The 16,455-nt window shown below is 69.4% G+C and carries 17 protein-coding genes and 1 pseudogene; all 18 read left to right on the top strand.

The window, feature by feature from the left end; all coding sequences use genetic code 11:
- Window positions 1–23: 23 nt before the first annotated feature.
- Window positions 24–1,046, top strand: coding sequence for a sulfate ABC transporter substrate-binding protein (locus ACO057_RS23600; RefSeq protein ID WP_421996135.1), 1,023 nt, complete (start codon window positions 24–26; stop codon window positions 1,044–1,046).
- Window positions 1,047–1,919, top strand: coding sequence for a sulfate ABC transporter permease subunit CysT (cysT, locus tag ACO057_RS23595; protein WP_421996133.1), 873 nt, complete (start codon window positions 1,047–1,049; stop codon window positions 1,917–1,919).
- Window positions 1,916–2,758 carry a sulfate ABC transporter permease subunit CysW gene (cysW, locus tag ACO057_RS23590; RefSeq protein WP_421996131.1) on the top strand — a complete coding sequence of 281 codons (843 nt, stop codon included), beginning with the start codon at window positions 1,916–1,918 and terminating at the stop codon, window positions 2,756–2,758. Before cysT ends, cysW begins: the two co-directional genes overlap by 4 nt.
- The gene (locus ACO057_RS23585; RefSeq protein ID WP_421996129.1) at window positions 2,755–3,825 is read left to right on the top strand and encodes a sulfate/molybdate ABC transporter ATP-binding protein; all 1,071 of its coding nucleotides are present in this window, start codon (window positions 2,755–2,757) and stop codon (window positions 3,823–3,825) included. Before cysW ends, ACO057_RS23585 begins: the two co-directional genes overlap by 4 nt.
- Window positions 3,826–4,448: 623 nt before the next feature.
- Complete coding sequence (locus ACO057_RS23580) at window positions 4,449–5,279, top strand: TauD/TfdA dioxygenase family protein (protein WP_421996127.1); 831 nt, start codon at window positions 4,449–4,451, stop codon at window positions 5,277–5,279.
- Window positions 5,276–6,283 (top strand): ABC transporter substrate-binding protein, encoded by a 1,008-nt coding sequence (locus tag ACO057_RS23575; RefSeq protein ID WP_421996125.1) that lies wholly within the window; start codon window positions 5,276–5,278, stop codon window positions 6,281–6,283. Before ACO057_RS23580 ends, ACO057_RS23575 begins: the two co-directional genes overlap by 4 nt.
- The gene (locus tag ACO057_RS23570) at window positions 6,267–7,016 is read left to right on the top strand and encodes an ABC transporter ATP-binding protein (RefSeq protein ID WP_421996123.1); all 750 of its coding nucleotides are present in this window, start codon (window positions 6,267–6,269) and stop codon (window positions 7,014–7,016) included. Before ACO057_RS23575 ends, ACO057_RS23570 begins: the two co-directional genes overlap by 17 nt.
- Window positions 7,009–7,818, top strand: a complete 810-nt coding sequence (locus tag ACO057_RS23565; RefSeq protein ID WP_421996121.1) for an ABC transporter permease — start codon at window positions 7,009–7,011, stop codon at window positions 7,816–7,818. Before ACO057_RS23570 ends, ACO057_RS23565 begins: the two co-directional genes overlap by 8 nt.
- A 132-nt stretch (window positions 7,819–7,950) precedes the next feature.
- On the top strand, window positions 7,951–8,919 hold the full coding sequence (locus tag ACO057_RS23560; RefSeq protein ID WP_421996119.1) for a Bug family tripartite tricarboxylate transporter substrate binding protein: 969 nt from the start codon (window positions 7,951–7,953) through the stop codon (window positions 8,917–8,919).
- Between the two features lie 90 nt (window positions 8,920–9,009).
- Entirely contained in the window at window positions 9,010–9,807 is a 798-nt protein-coding gene (locus tag ACO057_RS23555) for a class II aldolase/adducin family protein (protein WP_421996117.1), read from the top strand.
- Window positions 9,808–9,950: 143 nt separating this feature from the next.
- Window positions 9,951–10,907, top strand: a complete 957-nt coding sequence (gene cysK / locus ACO057_RS23550; RefSeq protein ID WP_421996115.1) for a cysteine synthase A — start codon at window positions 9,951–9,953, stop codon at window positions 10,905–10,907.
- A gap of 187 nt (window positions 10,908–11,094) precedes the next feature.
- A complete protein-coding gene (locus ACO057_RS23545; RefSeq protein ID WP_421996113.1) occupies window positions 11,095–11,346 on the top strand; it encodes a hypothetical protein in 252 nt (83 codons plus the stop codon).
- Window positions 11,347–11,655: 309 nt separating this feature from the next.
- Window positions 11,656–11,811: a hypothetical protein gene (locus tag ACO057_RS23540; RefSeq protein WP_421996112.1), complete on the top strand. Its 156-nt coding sequence runs from the start codon at window positions 11,656–11,658 to the stop codon at window positions 11,809–11,811.
- Window positions 11,808–12,464: pseudogene (locus tag ACO057_RS23535) on the top strand (phosphoadenylyl-sulfate reductase); the annotation flags it as partial. The gene ACO057_RS23540 and the pseudogene ACO057_RS23535, both read left to right, overlap by 4 nt.
- A gap of 45 nt (window positions 12,465–12,509) precedes the next feature.
- Window positions 12,510–13,304, top strand: coding sequence for a sulfate adenylyltransferase subunit CysD (gene cysD / locus ACO057_RS23530; RefSeq protein ID WP_421996163.1), 795 nt, complete (start codon window positions 12,510–12,512; stop codon window positions 13,302–13,304).
- Window positions 13,305–13,333: 29 nt separating this feature from the next.
- Entirely contained in the window at window positions 13,334–15,259 is a 1,926-nt protein-coding gene (cysC, locus tag ACO057_RS23525) for an adenylyl-sulfate kinase (protein WP_421996110.1), read from the top strand.
- Window positions 15,260–15,592: 333 nt separating this feature from the next.
- Window positions 15,593–15,796, top strand: coding sequence for a hypothetical protein (locus ACO057_RS23520; protein ID WP_421996108.1), 204 nt, complete (start codon window positions 15,593–15,595; stop codon window positions 15,794–15,796).
- 20 nt (window positions 15,797–15,816) lie between these two features.
- On the top strand, window positions 15,817–16,455 hold a 639-nt coding region (locus ACO057_RS23515; RefSeq protein WP_421996106.1), incomplete at its 3' end, for a PLP-dependent transferase.

Genomic DNA, 16,455 nt, shown 5'->3' with positions numbered 1-16,455 from the left:
TTCATCATCAGGAGACCCGACGCATGACCGTTCCGTCCCTTCCTCGCCGCACCCTGATCGCCGGTGGGGCCGCCGCCGGCCTGGCCGGCCGCCCGGCCCTCGCTCAGTCCGCCCAGACTCTTCTCAATGTGAGCTACGACCCGACGCGCGAGTTCTACCGCGAGTTCAGCGCGGCCTTCGCCGCGAACTGGGCCTCGCGCGGCCAACCGCGGCCCACGGTCAACACGTCGCACGGCGGCTCCGGCCGCCAGGCCCGCAGCGTGATCGACGGATTGCAGGCGGATGTCGTGACCCTGGCGCTGGCCTATGACATCGACGAGATCGCCGAGCGCGGCTTCCTCGCGCGCGACTGGCAGAAGCGCCTGCCGCAGAATTCCTCGCCCTATACCAGCACCATCGTCTTCCTGGTGCGGCGCGGGAATCCCAAGGGCCTGCGCGACTGGGGCGACCTGCTGAAGCCCGGCGTCTCCGTCATCACGCCGAATCCGAAAACCTCGGGCGGTGCACGCTGGAACTATCTGGCCTTCTGGGCCTGGGCGCTGCGTCAGCCCGGCGCCAATGCGGCCAGGGCCGAGGAGGCGACCGGACAGCTCTTCCGGCAGGTGCCCGTGCTCGATACCGGCGCGCGCGGCTCCACCACCACCTTCGTGCAGCGCGCCCAAGGTGACGTGCTGCTCGCCTGGGAGAACGAGGCGCATCTCGCCTTGCAGGAATTCCCGCAGGCGGGGCTGGAGATCGTCTATCCGTCCCTGTCCATCCTGGCCGAGCCGCCGGTGGCCGTCGTCGATCGCAACGTCGAGCGCCGCGGCACCCGCGCCCTGGCCGAGGCCTTCCTGAACCACCTCTACACCGAGGAAGGCCAGCGCATCGCCGCGAAGAACTTCTATCGCCCGCGCGATGCGGCGGTCCTCGCGGCCCATGCCTCGATCTTCCCAAGCCTCGAGCTCGTCACCATCGACGACGTGTTCCACGGCTGGGCGGAAGCGCAGCGGACGCACTTCAACGACGGCGGCGTCTTCGACCGCATCTACCGGCCGGGACGCTAGGTGTCGGCGGGCGCTTCCCTGACGCTCGAGCCGGCCCCGGTCCTCGCCCGGGGCCGGCGGCGTCATGCCTTGCCGGGCTTCGGCGTCTCGCTCGGGCTGACGCTGGCCTGGCTGGGGCTGATCGTGCTGATTCCCCTGGCGGCCCTGGCGATCAAGCCCTGGGAGCTGGGCCTGGCCGGCCTGCTCGACGCGCTGTCCGAGCCCCGCGTCGTGGCCGCCTTCCGCCTTTCCTTCGGCGGCGCGCTGCTGGCCGCACTGGTCAGCGTGCCGCTCGGCCTGCTGCTGGCCTGGGCGGTGACACGCTACCGCTTCCCTGGGCGGCGCCTGCTCGACGCGCTGGTGGACCTGCCCTTCGCCCTGCCGACCGCCGTCGCCGGCCTCGCCCTCACGGCGCTCTTCGCGCCCAATGGCTGGCTGGGCGCGCCACTGGCGCAGTGGTTCGGCTGGCAGGTGGCGTTCAAGCCGGCCGGCGTGGTGGTCGCGCTGATCTTCGTGGCGCTGCCCTTCATCGTCCGCACCGTCGAACCGGTGCTGCGCGATCTTTCGTTCGACGCCGAGGAGGCCGCGGCCACGCTCGGCGCCACGCGGCTGCAGACCATCCGGCGTGTCGTTCTGCCCGCGCTCCTGCCGGCAACGATTACGGGCTTCGGCCTGGGCTTCGCCCGTGCGGTCGGCGAGTACGGAAGCGTCATCTTCATCGCCGGCAACATGCCGATGGTGAGCGAGATCGCGCCGCTGCTCATCGTGGTGAAGCTGGAACAGTTCAACTACGCCGCGGCGGCAGGCATCGGGCTCGCGATGCTGCTGCTCTCCTTCGCCATCCTCCTGGCGCTCAACATCTGGCAGCGCTGGCTGCGGCGGGGCCGGATATGAGCGGCGCCGCGCGACCGGCCGTCGCCGACCCCGCATGGCTTCGCTGGACGGTGGTGACGGCGAGCCTGCTCCTGGCGGTGGCGATCTTCCTGCTGCCGCTGGCCGCCGTCTTCGCGGAGGCGCTGCGGCGCGGCTGGGCGCCCGCGGCCGCCATTGTGGAGGAGGATGCGCTGGCGGCGGTCCGGCTCACCCTTCTGGTCGCGGCCATCGCCGTGCCGGTGAACATGGTCGGCGGCATCGCGGCCGCCTGGGCCATCGCGAAGTTCGACTTCGCGGGCAAGCGCCTACTGGTCACGCTGATCGAGCTGCCCTTCTCGGTCTCGCCCGTCATCTCCGGCCTGGTCTATGTCCTGCTCTTCGGCGCGCAGGGTTATCTCGGGCCCTGGCTGATGGAGCGCGATATCCAGATCGTCTTCGCGCTGCCGGGCCTCGTGCTCGCCACCGTCTTCGTCACCTTCCCCTTCGTCGCGCGCACGCTGATCCCGCTCATGCAGGAGCAGGGGCGCGACGAGGAGGAGGCCGCGGCCACGCTCGGCGCCGGCGGTTGGAACATCTTCCGGCGGGTCACCCTGCCCAACGTGAAGTGGGCGCTGCTGAGCGGCGTTCTGCTCTGCAACGCCCGCGCGATGGGCGAATTCGGCGCGGTCTCCGTCGTCTCCGGCCATATCCGCGGGCAGACCAACACGATGCCGCTGCACGTCGAGATCCTCTACAACGAGTACATGTTCGTGGGCGCCTTCGCGGTCGCCTCCCTGCTCGCGTTGCTAGGTCTCGTCACACTGCTTGCCAAGGCCTCGCTCGAGATCCTGGCCGAGCGTCGTAGAGGAGATGTCGCTTGACGGTCGAAGTGAAAAACCTGGTCCGCCGCTTCGGCGCAACCGCCGCCCTGGAGGGCGTTTCCCTCTCGCTGGACCAGGGCGAGTTCATCGCCCTGCTCGGCCCTTCCGGCTCGGGCAAGACGACGCTGCTGCGCATCCTCGCCGGACTCGACTTCCCCGATGCGGGTGAAGTGCGCATCGCCGGCGCGGATGTCGCAGCGGTGCCGGCGCGCGAGCGCGGGGTGGGCGTCGTCTTCCAGAACTACGCGCTGTTCCGCCATATGAGCGTGGCGGAGAACGTCGCCTTCGGCCTGCGCGTGCGCCCGCGCCGCCATCGCCCGGCCGAGGTCGAGATCCAGCGACGCGTTCGCGAATTGCTGGAACTCGTGCAGATCCCGGAGCTCGCGCGCCGCTATCCCGACCAGATTTCCGGCGGCCAGCGGCAGCGCGTGGCGCTGGCCCGCGCACTGGCCATCGAGCCGCAGCTCCTGCTGCTGGACGAGCCCTTCGGCGCGCTGGACGCGCAGGTGCGCAAGGATGTTCGTCGCTGGGTGCGCGGGCTGCACGAGCGGCTTGGCATCACCTCCATCCTCGTCACCCACGACCAGGAGGAAGCCATGGAGATGGCCGACCGGGTCGCCGTCATGGAGCGCGGCCGCATCGTCCAGCTCGACACGCCCCACGCGCTGCTGCAAGCGCCGGCGACGGCCTTCGTGGCCGGCTTCCTCGGCGAGGCGACGCGGCTGCCGCTGTGCATCGAGGGTGGCGTCGCGCGGCTGGCGGAATTCGGACTGGACGATATTCACCTCGAACTGCCGGATGGCGAGGCGGTGCTTTTCCTGCGGCCCCACGAGGTGCGGATCGAGCCGTCTCAGGCCGGTCCGGCCTTCATTCGCTTCGTTCGGCCCGAAGGCTCGAGCCGCTCGCGCATTCTCGCCGAAGTGGGTGGCCGGATCATCGAGGGAACTGGCGGTGCCGGGTTCGCGCGTGGTGACACCTGTCGTATTCGGCTCGTCTCCGGCACGGTGTTCCACGGCGACGGATCGAGCCACCGTTGGGAGCGCCAGGGGGCCTTGGCGACAGGCTGATCTGCCGGGAACGGTGCCCATGACAGGACGGCGTCCCGAGGTAAATTTTAACGTTCAGTAACAGATTTTTCCATATTTAACTTTTTTAAATTGCTATTTTGTATTGCCGAATGGCATTGCGGCTCATCGCTGCCAGCCACGATGCTCGTCTGGCCGCGCCAAAGCGAGTTTCGGATTACGAGGCGGTGCGCCGTACAGGGGATGGCCGCCCCGCCATTTTCATAGACGAAGACTATGATGCCCCCGCCGTTGCTGGTCACCGCCACCTGATCACGACGGCCTGGGCGATGCCCGGATTTCAGCGCGAACTTTTCGCGCGACGCCCGAAGAAAGCCTGGACAAAGGCGAGAGTCATATTCACTATCTTAAAATGCTTTATAATTTTTCCACATTGCACAACTGCTGTATGACTCTCCGACAGACTTCCGAGTTGCCCGATGGACCGGTACGCGCGGGCAACCCACACGATGGCGAGATGATGCTCAGCGAGTTCGATGCGCCTCGCGTCTGGCTCCCGGACGGCGCGCACTCGCTCGTCCCACCAGGGATCGTGCTGCTCGTCGCCCTTCTCGCCCTGACGTGACCGCCGCTCGACCCGCTTTCGCTCCGAAAGGGATATTCCCATGAGCTACGAGACACTGACGCTGCATCGCGTCTCGCCGCATGTCGGTGCCGAGGTGCGGGACATCGACATCACCCGCCCCCTCATCAATCGACAGGTCGAGGAACTGCACCGCGCGCTCGGCGAATTCGGCGTGCTGTTCTTCCGGGAGCAGCGCTTCGACCACGACAGCCAGAAGCGCTTCGGCCGCTATTTCGGCGAGCTCGACATCCACCCCAACACGCCCGGGCCCGAGGGCCATCCCGAGATCCTGCCCATCCATGCCGACGCGCAATCCAAGGTCATCGCCGGCGAGAAATGGCACAGCGACGTCTCCTGCTTCCAGGAGCCCCCGCTCGGCTCGATCCTGCACATCCACACCACCCCGCCCTTCGGCGGCGACACGCTCTTCGCCAGCCTGGCCGCGGCCTATGACGCGCTGTCCCCGCGGCTGAAGACCTATCTCGAAGGGCTGACCGCGCTGCATTCCGGCGAGCGCAACTACCGCCGCCGCAACGCGCTGCACGGCATCGACGATCGCGGCCGCGTCTTCCCCAGCGCGGTGCATCCGGTGGTGATCCGCCACCCGATCTCGGGCCGCAAGGGCCTCTACGTGAACCGCCTCTTCACCACCCGCATCAATGAGGTGAGCGAGGAGGAGAGCGAGGCGATCCTCAACCACCTCTACCAGCACGCCGAGAAGCCGGACTTCCAGATCCGCTTCCACTGGCAGCCGCATTCCGTCGCCTTCTGGGACAACCGCGCGGTGCAGCACCTCGCGATCTGGGACTACTTCCCGCATGTCCGCAGCGGCTCGCGCGTCACCGTCAAAGGCCAGGGGCTCGCGGCATGAGGGCGACCCGGCGCGGCGTGCTGGGCGGCGCGGCCGCCGCATCCTTCCATGGTTCCGCGAGGGCGCAGGAGAGCCGCGAGCTGCGGATCGCCGTGCAGTTCGGCATCACCTACCTGCCCCTCACCGTGATCCGCGAGCAGCGACTCATCGAGCAGCAGGCGCGCGCCGACGGCCTGCCCGAGCCGAATGTCAGCTGGATCCAGGTGAGCGGCGGCGCGGCGATGAACGACGCGCTGCTCTCGGGAAATCTCGACATCGCCTCGGCGGGCATCCCGCCCGTGGTGCTGCTCTGGGCGCGCAGCCGGAACAATCTCAAGGCCCACGCCATCTCCTCTCTGGTGGCGGCGCCCCTCTGGCTGAACACGCGCAATCCGGCGGTGCGCACGCTGCGCGACTTCACGCCGCAGGACCGCATCGCCCTGCCGGCGGCGCGCGTCTCCTTCCAGGCCATCACGTTGCAAATGGCCGCCGAGAAGGAATTCGGCCCCGGCCAGCATGCGCGGCTGGACCCGCTCACGGTGAGCCTGCCGCATCCGGACGCGACGGCCGCGCTGATCGGCGGCCGGAGCGAAATCACCGCGCATTTCGGCAACCCGCCCTTCCAGAACCAGCAGCTCCAGCACGAGGGCATCCGCCGCGTCCTCTCGTCCTATGACGTGGTGGGCGCCCCGCACAGCGTGACGCTGCTCTACGCCACGCAGCGCTGGCGCGATGCCAATCCGCGCACGCTGCGCGCCATCCGCGCCGCGCAGGAGACGGCCAATGCCTGGATCGCCGCCAATCCGCGCGCGGCGGCCGAGCTCTACGTCCGCGCCGAGCGCTCCTCGCTCAGCGTGGATTTCGTGGAGGCGCTGATCCGCGACCCCGAGCACCACTTCACGACCCAGCCCCAGGGCGTGCTGCACTTCGCCCGGTTCCAGCATCACACGGGCCAGATCCCCGTCCGCATCGAATCCTGGAAGGATATCTTCTTCCCCGAGGCGCATGATGGCCCTGGAAGCTGAGCCGCCGGTCCTGGCGCTGGAGCGGGTCACGATCCGCTTCGGCGCCGTCACCGCCGTCGAGGAGGTGGACATCGTCGTGCGAAGCGGCGAGCGGCTGATCCTCGTGGGCCCTTCCGGCTGCGGGAAATCCACGCTCCTCGGCGCGATCGGCGGCTTCCTGCGGCCGAGCGAGGGGCGCGTACTGCTGGACGGCGTGCCGGTGCGTCGCCCGGGGCCTGACCGGATGATGGTCTTCCAGGAATTCGAACAGCTCCTGCCTTGGAAGAGCGTCGCGGCCAATATCGCCTATCCGCTGCGCCTGGCCGGCATCGGGCGCGAGGAGGCGCGCGCCCGGGCGGAACTCCTGATCCGTCAGGTCGGCCTGACGGGCTTCGGCGACGCCTTTCCGCACACGCTCTCGGGCGGCATGAAGATGCGCGTCGCCATCGCGCGCGCGCTCGCCGTCCGCCCACGTCTGCTGCTGATGGACGAGCCCTTCGCGGCCCTCGACGCGCTCACGCGGCGGCGGATGCAGCAGGAGCTGCTGCGCCTGTGGCAGGAGCACGGCTTCACCCTGCTCTTCGTCACGCACTCCATCGAGGAGGCGGTGCTGCTCGGCAGCCGCATCCTGGTCCTCTCGCCGCATCCCGGCCGCGTGCAGGCCGAGCTGCCGGTGCCCGCCGCCCCAGCGGAGCGCGGCGGGCTGGAAGCCGAGCTGAGCCAGTTGCTGCTGCCCGAGACCGCCGATGTTTGACGGCACGCGCCCCATCCCAGCGGCCGGCGAAGCCCGCTGGCGACCGCTCCTGCGCCGCGCCGGGGTGCTGTTGGTGCTGGCCCTGGCCTGGGAGCTCTATGGCCGCTGGATCGCCAACGATCTCATCTTCCCGACCTTCCTCGACACCATCGCCGCCTTCTGGCGAATGACCGTCACGGGCGAGCTGCCGGCACGCGCCGCGGCCTCGCTGGAGGTCCTGGCCATGGGCTATGCCGCCGGCCTGGCGCTGGCGGCGGTGCTGGTGACCTTCGCGGTCGCGAGCACCTTCGGCAGCGAGCTGCTCTCCACCCTCACCGCCATGTTCAACCCTCTGCCGGCCATCGCGCTGCTGCCGCTGGCGCTGCTCTGGTTCGGCCTCGGCGCACCGAGCCTGGTCTTCGTGATTACGCATTCCGTGCTCTGGGCGGTGGCGCTCAACGCGCATTCCGGCGTGCGCGCCATCCCGCCGACGCTGCGCCGCGTGGGCGAGAATCTCGGCCTGCGCGGCTGGCGCCTGACCTTGCACATCCTGGCACCGGCCGCCCTACCCGCCATCATCGCCGGCCTCAAGATCGGCTGGGCCTTCGCCTGGCGCACGCTGATCGCGGCCGAGCTGGTCTTCGGCACCAGCTCGCGCTCGGGCGGCCTCGGCTGGCTGATCTTCGAGCGCCGCAACAACCTGCAGATCGACGAGGTCTTCGCCGGCCTGCTCGCCGTCATCGCCATCGGCCTCGTGGTCGAGGGCGTGCTTTTCCGCGCCTTGGAGCGCCGCACCGTCGATCGCTGGGGCCTGCAGCGGTGATGTTTTCCTTCCTGGAGTTCTTCCGATGAGTTCGACCGCCGATCCGCTGTACCCGCTCTTCCGCAGCGTGAATGAGAACTGCCTCAGGGACCGGCCGCGTTCTTATCCCGATCTCTTCGCCGGAGCGCGGGCATGATGCGCCGCCGCAGCCTGATCGCCGGCCTGACCGGCGCACCGCTCCTGGCCCGGGCGGCCGCGCCGGCGGCCTGGCCCACGCGCCCCGTGCGGATCATCGTGCCCTTCGCGGCCGGCGGCTCCGTCGATGTGATGGGCCGCGTCATCGCCACGCGCCTGCAGGAACGCTCCGGCCAGACGGTCACGGTGGAGAACCGCAGCGGTGCCAGCGGCACCATCGGCGGCATCGCGGTGTCGCAGGCCGCCCCTGACGGACACACGCTGTTGGTCTCGGCCAGCATCCAGACCGTGGCGCGGCTCGTGATGCGCAGTCCCGGCTACGATCCGCTGACCGACCTGCGGCCCATCGCGCGCACCGGCCAGGGCGCCTGCCTCCTCGCCATCAACCGCAACCGGCCGCAGACGACCCTGGCCGAGCTGGCGGAGGCGGCACGCGCCAATCCGCGCGAGTGGTCCTTCGGCCTCGGCTCACTCGGCTCGGCCGGTCATCTGGCGACGCTCGAGCTGATCCGGCAGATCGGCGCGGACCTCGCGATGGCGCCTTATCGCGGCACCGCGCCCGCTTTGGCCGATCTGCTCGGCGGCAGCATCGGTGCGCTGATGGACCCCGTGCTGGCGATGCTGCCGCCGGTCCGCTCGGGCTCGTTGCGAGGCCTGGCCGTCACCTCGCCCCGCCGGCTCGACGCGGCGCCCGAGATCCCGACCACGGCCGAGGGCGGCTTCCCGAGCGTGGACGTTCACACCTGGTGGGCGGTCTGGGGCCCGGCCCGCCTGCCGGATGAGATCGCCTCGCGGGTCGCGGAAGAGATCGGCGCGATCCTCGGCGAGGAGGCCGTGAAGGCCCGCCTCGCCGGGCTCGGCATCCAGCCGCTCTTCGAGACGGGCACCGCGCTGGATGCGTACATCGCGCAAGACTTCCAGCGGGCGGAAGCGCTGCTGCGCCTGGCCCAGGTCCAGCCGGAATGAGTGGCGCGCAACCCTGGCGCCTGAGCGGCGGGCGATGTCGGCGCTGCCGTCCCTCCCCATCCGCCCATCACCCTCTTCGAAAGCCCCTCCATGAACCAGATCAGCACCCCTGAGCGCCGCGGCGCGGAATTCCTCTCCCTCCTGCGCAACGGCCCGCCCGAGCGCACCCCTGAGCAGGAGCGGTTGCATCGCAAGCAGCGCCTCGCCGCGACCTTCCGGCTCTTTGCGCGCTACGGCTACGACCAGGGCCTTGCCGGCCACGTGACGGCGCGCGACCCGATCAAGCCCGATCATTTCTGGGTGAATCCGCTCGGCTTCCACTTCAGCCGCATCCGCGTCTCCGACCTCATCCTCGTCAATGACGAGGGCGAGGTGGTCGAGGGCGACCACGCGGTGAACCGGGCGGCCTTCGCCATCCACTCGGCGATCCATGCGGCGCGTCCCGACGTGGTGGCCGCCGCGCATACCCATTCGACCCACGGCAAGGCCTGGTCGGCCCTCGGCCGGCCGCTCGATCCGCTGACGCAGGATTCCTGCGCCTTCTACGAGGCGCATGCGGTGTTCGACGACTTCACCGGCGTGGTGCTGGACCAGTCGGAGGGCAGGCGCATCGCCGAGGCGCTGGGGCCGCACAAGGCCGCGATCCTGAAGAACCACGGCCTGCTGACGGTCGGCCATACGGTGGAAGCCGCGGCCTGGCGCTTCATCGCACTGGACAACGCCGCGCGCGCGCAGCTGCTGGCCGAGGCGGCCGGCACGCCTCAGCCGATCCCGCACGACGTCGCTAAGCTCACGGAGACGCAGGTGGGCAGCGAGCGCGGCGGAATCCTCAGCTTCCATCCGCTCTGGGACAAGATCACGACGGAGGAGCCCGATCTGCTGAGCTGATCGCTTCGACCCGGCCGCGCACCGGCCGGGCCTCTTCCCTTGTCGTCTCAACCGATGCGTATCTCGTGGCAACAAGATCGGCCACCCGCGATTCCTGATGGAGCCTCGCGGCTTCGTGGAATTTCCGTGCTAACCAGGAATCCATGGAATCGCCCGAGAACCGCCATCGCCTCCGCTCCAGCATTCTCGATACGGTGGGCGACACGCCCACCGTGCTGCTGCCGCGCCTCATGGCCGAGGAGAAGCTGCCCGCCCGCCTTGCGCTCAAGCTGGAATTCTTCAACCCGGGCGGGTCGGTGAAGGACCGCATCGGCCTGGCCATGGTCGAGGCCGCCGAGGCCGCCGGCATCATCGCGCCCGGACGCTCCACCATCATCGAGCCGACCTCGGGCAATACCGGCATCGCTCTGGCCGTCGTCGCCGCCGCCAAGGGCTACCGGCTGATCGTCGTCATGCCCGACGCCGCTTCCATCGAGCGGCGCAAGATGATGCGGCTGCTGGGCGCGGAGCTGGAGCTCACTCCCGGCAAGAAGGGCATGGCCGCCGCTATCGCCCGCGCCGACGAAATCCTCGCCACGACGCCGGGCGCCTGGATCGCCCGGCAGTTCGACAATCCGGCCAATCCCGACATCCACGTCCGCACCACCGCCGAGGAGATCTGGCGCGACACCGCCGGCGAGGTGGATGCGATCGTGGGAGGCATCGGCACAGGCGGCACGCTGACCGGCATCGCCCGCGCGCTGAAGCCGCGCAAGCCGGGCCTGCGCGTCATCGGCGTGGAACCCGCCGAGAGCGCCGTGCTGAACGGCGACGAGCCGGGGCCGCACCTCATCCAGGGCATCGGCGCGGGCTTCAGGCCTGGCGTGCTGGATCTTGCCAACCTCGACGGCGTGGAGCGTGTGGCCGAGCGTGCCTCCTTCGCTGCCGCCCGCGCGGTGGCCCGGCTGGACGGCGTGCCCGTCGGCATCTCCACCGGCGCGGTGCTGGCGGCCATGATGCGGATCGCCCGGCAGCCGGGGATGGAGGGCAAGCTGATCGTCGGCATCGCCGCCTCCTTCGCCGAGCGCTACCTCTCGACCGAGCTCTTCGAAGGCCTGTAGCGCCGCCGGGATCAGCGATGCGCCGCGGAGGCGCGCGAGATCCTCGGGCTCGATGGCGCCCGGACTACGCGTGATCAGCAGGGCGTAGTTGGCCAGGGTGCGTTCGGGTGCGCTCCAGTAGCGCTGCAACCTCGGAAGCCGTGCAAGGCGGCTTGACGCTCAGCCACGCGAAAACGATCCGGCACGCATGCCCACACCTGGTTGCCGCCCCTGCTGTTCCAGCCACGTCTTTGGCCCGCTGCGACGGGCGCGCGAGGCGCGGGCAAGGCTGATCCCCGGCATCGCCGCAAGCGGGATGACCACCGCACCGACCGTCCGGAAGTTCCGCCTGGGGATCCATGGCGGCGCTGGGCGCACGGTCGGCGCGCTGCTCTCCGGCGTCATGGCGGCGGCGGTGTCGGTCTGGATGAGTGACCGGTCACGGGATTTTCACAATTAGAAATGTTATTTTACCGAACATCTGCATTTTCGATGCCGTGATCCCCACGTCTCCTTGAGGCCAAAAGGTCTTATCTTGAAGTTAATTAGTGTTTTTCAATTAATTAATCCGAAATAATTTCACTATAAAAAATAGCGCATAAGTTTGACCAACGATGAAATCTGCGTAGTCTCGGGTTATGCGCAACTCCCATGGTCTCCGCATCGATCGGGTCTCCTTCGTCAGGCACGGCGTCAGGACCGGGTGTCGTCGCCGCTGACGATCACGCCTGCAACGCCTCGACCGCGACCCGTCCCTTTCGGAGCTCCCATGGAAATCCTCCTCCTTACCCAACAGTTGGGCGTCCCCGTCCTCACCGTCTTCCTCGTCTCGATGGCGGCCTTCGGCGTCACCTTGCAGGTCGCCTTCCCGCCGCCGCATGGAAGCATCGAGGAGGCCGTCCTCGCCGCCGGCGCCATGATGTGAGCCCGCCTCTGTCCGAGAGCGAGATCGAGGGCCTTTCCCCGCCCGCTATCCTCTCGATCCTGCTGGCTCGCTATCCCGGACGGGTCGCCATCCTGTCCTCCTTCGGCACCGAGGCCGCCATCCTGCTGCACATGGCGGCGCTGGTGGATCGCAGCCTCCCCGTCCTCTTCCTCGACACCGAGCGGCACTTCCCGGAGACGATTGCGCATCGGGATGCCCTTGCCCGCCGCCTGGCGCTGACCGGCCTGCGCGACATCCACCCTGATCCCTCGGAGGTAGCGGCGGAAGATCCGCTGGGCGCGCTATGGTCCTCGGCGCCGGACGCCTGCTGCGCGCTGCGCAAGGTCCGCCCGCTGGAGCGGGCCCTGGCCGGCTTCGACGTCGTCGTGGACGGTCGCAAGCGTTACCACGGCGCGGAGCGCACCGCGTTGTCTCCCGTGCGCGAAGAGGGTGGGCGCCTGCGCGTCTCGCCCCTGATGAGCTGGGACGCCGAAGAGCTCGAGCATTATCGCCTTCGCCATGACCTGCCGGCCCATCCGCTGGCGGCGCAAGGCTACGCCTCGGTCGGCTGCCAGCCCTGCACCAGCCCGGTCGCCACCGGCGAAGCCCCGCGCGCCGGGCGATGGCGCGGCACCGGGAAGACCGAATGCGGCATCCACTTCACACCTCCCTCCTCCCTGAAAGCGAATAGTCACACCATGGACGATCTCGACCAGCTGGAGGCCGACAGCCTCTTCATCCTGCGGGAAGCCTATAGCCGCGTCCGTCCGCTTGCCCTGCTCTGGTCGCTCGGCAAGGACAGCAACGTCCTGATCTGGCTCGCGCGGAAGGCCTTCCTCGGTCGCGTGCCGTTTCCGGTGATGCATCTCGACACGGGACTCGAATTTCCCGAGGCCTATGCGTTCCGCGAGCGCTATGCCGTTGAATGGGGACTGGAGCTCATCTCCGACCCTTGCCCGCCTTTGGAGGCGACCGATCCGACGCTGCCGCCGGCCAGTCGCGTGGCCGCCCGAAAGACCGAAGGTCTGCGCGCCGCCGTGCAGCGCTACGGGCTGAACGGCGTGATCGCCGGCATCCGTCGCGACGAGCAGGCGACGCGCGCCAAGGAACGCATCGTCAGCCCCCGCGCCGAGGACGGCAACTGGGAGTTCCGCGACCAACCGCCGGAATTCTGGGACCTCTACAACCTCGACAAGCCGCCCGGTTCACACGTGCGGATCCATCCGCTGCTGCGTTGGACCGAGCTCGACGTGTGGCGCTACATCGCGCGCGAGAACATCCCCGTCTGCGACCTGTATTTCGCGCGGGAAGGTCGGCGCTTCCGCTCGCTCGGCGAGATCGGCATCACGCAGCCCATCTCGAGCCTGGCGGCCGATATCCCCGCCATCCTCGCCGAGCTGCGCGCCACGACCGAGCCGGAGCGCGCCGGCCGCAGCATGGACAACGAGACCGAAGATGCCTTCGAGCGCCTGCGCGTCGGAGGCTATCTGTGAGCGCGCCGGGAGAGCTGAATCCTCCGGCCGTGGGGGATGACCAGGCGGTGGTGGACCGGCGCGATGCGGCGCTCACCGCGTCCCGCGCGGGCGAGGCCGCCTTCGCGCTCAAGGACGTGGCCTTCCCCGTGGTGATCGTGGGCCATGTGGACCATGGCAAGTCCACGCTGGTCGGGCGCCTGCTGCACGATACCGGCGCGATCCCGGCGGCGCGCATCGCGGCGCTGCGCGAGCAGTCCTCGAAGCGCGGCCTCGACCTCGAATTTTCCTTCCTCCTGGACAGCCTGCAGATCGAGCGCGACCAGGGCATCACGGTGGATGCGGCGCAAGTCTGGTTCCGCGGCGCCGAGCGGCGCTACGCGGTGCTCGACGCGCCGGGCCATGCGGAATTCCTGCGCAACATGGTGACCGGCGCGGCCCAGGCCGAAGCGGCGGTGCTCGTGGTGGATGCCGAGCAGGGCGTGGGCGAGCAGACGCGCCGCCACCTCTACCTGCTCTCCATCCTCGGCGTCGGGAACATCGTCGTCGCCGTGAACAAGATGGACCGGGTCGATTGGAGCGAGGGGCGCTTCGCGGCGTTGCGCACGGAGCTGGCGCAATATCTCGGCGCGCTCGGCCTCGCGGCGGTGCATGTCGTCCCGCTCTCCGCCCGCCACGGCGACAATGTCGTGGCGCGGAGCGAGGCGGCGCCCTGGTATGCCGGGCCGAGCCTGATCGCCGCACTCGACGGATTGCCGCCGCGGCCCCGCCCCCACGACCTGCCGCTGCGCCTGCCGGTGCAGGACGTCTATCGCCTGGGCGAGCGACGCGTGCTGGTCGGGCGGGTGGAGACGGGCCGCATCGGCGTGGGCGACGAGGTGCTGCTCGCCCCCGGTGGCCGCCGGGCCAGGGTGCTGAGCCTGGAACGCTGGGGCGGCGAACCGCGCCTCGGCGCGGGCTCCGGCGAGAGCGTCGCCGTGGTGCTGGACCGCGACGTCTTCGCCGAGCGCGGCCAGGTGCTGGGCGCGGCCCTCGCTCCGCCTTCGGAGGCGCATGCGGTGACGGTCCGCCTCTTCTGGCTCGACGCCGAGCCGCTGCTCCAGGGCGAGCGACTGACGCTACGTCATGGCACCGCCGAGACGCGCGCGGCGGTCGAGGCCATCGAGGCCGTCATCGACGTCGACACGCTAACCTCGGTCCCGGCCGAACGGCTGGAACGGAACGGCGTGGCACGCGCGCGCCTGCGGGCCCGCCGGCCGCTGGCGCTCGACACTTACGGCGCGAGTCCGCAGACGGGGCGCGGCGTGCTGGTGCGCAACCACCGCATCGTCGGCGGCTTCGTGGTGGAAGCGGTGGAGTTGGCCGGCAGCAATCTCACGGCCGTCGAGGCGCCTCTCACGGCCGAGGAGCGCGCGCGGGTGAACGGGCATCGCGGCGGCGTGCTCTGGCTGACCGGACTGTCCGGCTCGGGCAAGAGCACGCTGGCGACGCGCGCCGTGCGCGAGCTGGCGGCGCGCGGCATCCAGGCCACGCTGCTGGACGGCGACAATCTGCGCCGCGGGCTGAACCGCGACCTCGGCTTCCGGCCGGAGGACCGCGCGGAGAACGTGCGCCGCACGGCCGAGGCGGCGGCGCTGATCGCGGATGCCGGGCTCGTCGCGGTGGTGGCGCTGATCTCTCCCCTCTCGGCGCACCGCGCGGAGGCGCGGCGGATCGCCGGCGACCGGTTCCGCGAGGTGTATCTCTCGACCGATCTGGCGACCTGCGAGGCGCGCGACCCCAAGGGCCTCTACCGCCGCGCGCGCGAGGACCGGCTCGCGGATTTCACGGGCATCTCCGCGCCCTACGAGGCCCCGCACGAGGCGGAGCTCGTGCTCGACACCGGGCAGCTCGACGAGGCGCTGTGCACGCGTCGCCTCGTGACGCTGGCGCTGGAGGCCTTCGGCACCGGCGTCGCGGCCGGGCATGCGGCATGACCCATGCCATCAGCTTCCTGGAGGTCGGCCGGGCGATCGATGGATCGCATAAATTATTGTGGAATTAAAATTGAACTATTTTCTGTGATATTTATCTTGACGAACCATCCTATTCGTCGCGTAATCGCCCCGTCGCATTGGCGATGACCCAACCCGGATCTGAGGAGGACGACGATATGCCCGCCATCGCTCACCTCGCCGCTCCCTATGCGAGCATGCGCCGGATGACTGTTGCGATGCGCTGTCCGGCCTGTCGTCGCGGCTAAGCCGCCGACCCCTCCCCTTTCCGAAGCCGCCATCCGGGCGCCGCATCCCGCGGCGCAGGAGAAACGCATGCGCCTTTCAAATCCCCTGATGGAGGACGCCACCTTCATCGCCATCGCCGCCTCTGGAGATGCCGGCTGGTTCCTCGCCGGCTTCGGTGCGCGCGTCGAGGAATTCGACCGCGATCGCCACGGCGGCAGGACGGAGGACGAGCGCATCGAACGCCGTCCGGTCCGCTTCTTCTCCCTCTTCTCCCGCCTGTTCGCTCGCTGAGCGCCCCGAGGAATCCCGAGATGACCCACAAGCCCGAGACCCTGGCCCTCCATGCGGGCTGGCGCAGCGACCCCGCCACCCATGCCGTCGCGGTACCGATCTACCAGACGAGCTCCTACCAGTTCGACGACAGTGGCCATGCCGCGCGTCTCTTTGCCCTGGAGGAGCTCGGCAACGTCTACACACGCATCAACAACCCCACGAGCGACGTGCTCGAGCAGCGCATCGCGGCGCTCGAAGGCGGCGTCGCCGCGCTGGCGGTGGCTTCGGGCCAGGCGGCCTCGGCCTTCGCCGTGCAGAATCTCGCCAGGGCCGGCGACAACATCGTCAGCAGCACCGACCTGTACGGCGGCACCTGGAACCTCTTCGCCAATACGCTGAAGGATCAGGGCATCGAGGTCCGCTTCGTGGACCCCGCCGATCCCGAAAATTTCCGCCGCGCCACGGATGCCCGCACGCGTGCCTATTACGCGGAGACCCTGCCCAATCCGAAGCTGGAGGTCTTCCCCATTGCCGAGGTCGCGGCCATCGGCCGGCCGCTCGGCATTCCGCTGATCGTGGACAACACGACGGCGCCGCTGCTGGTGAAGCCCTTCGAGCATGGCGCCGCGGTCGTGGTGCACTCGCTCACCAAGTACATCGGCGGGCACGGCACCAGC

The organism is Roseococcus sp., assembly GCF_965227005.1.
GTDB lineage: Bacteria > Pseudomonadota > Alphaproteobacteria > Acetobacterales > Acetobacteraceae > Roseococcus.
Note: the sequence above shows the minus strand (reverse complement) of the source record. Positions and strands in the feature narration are given on the sequence as shown.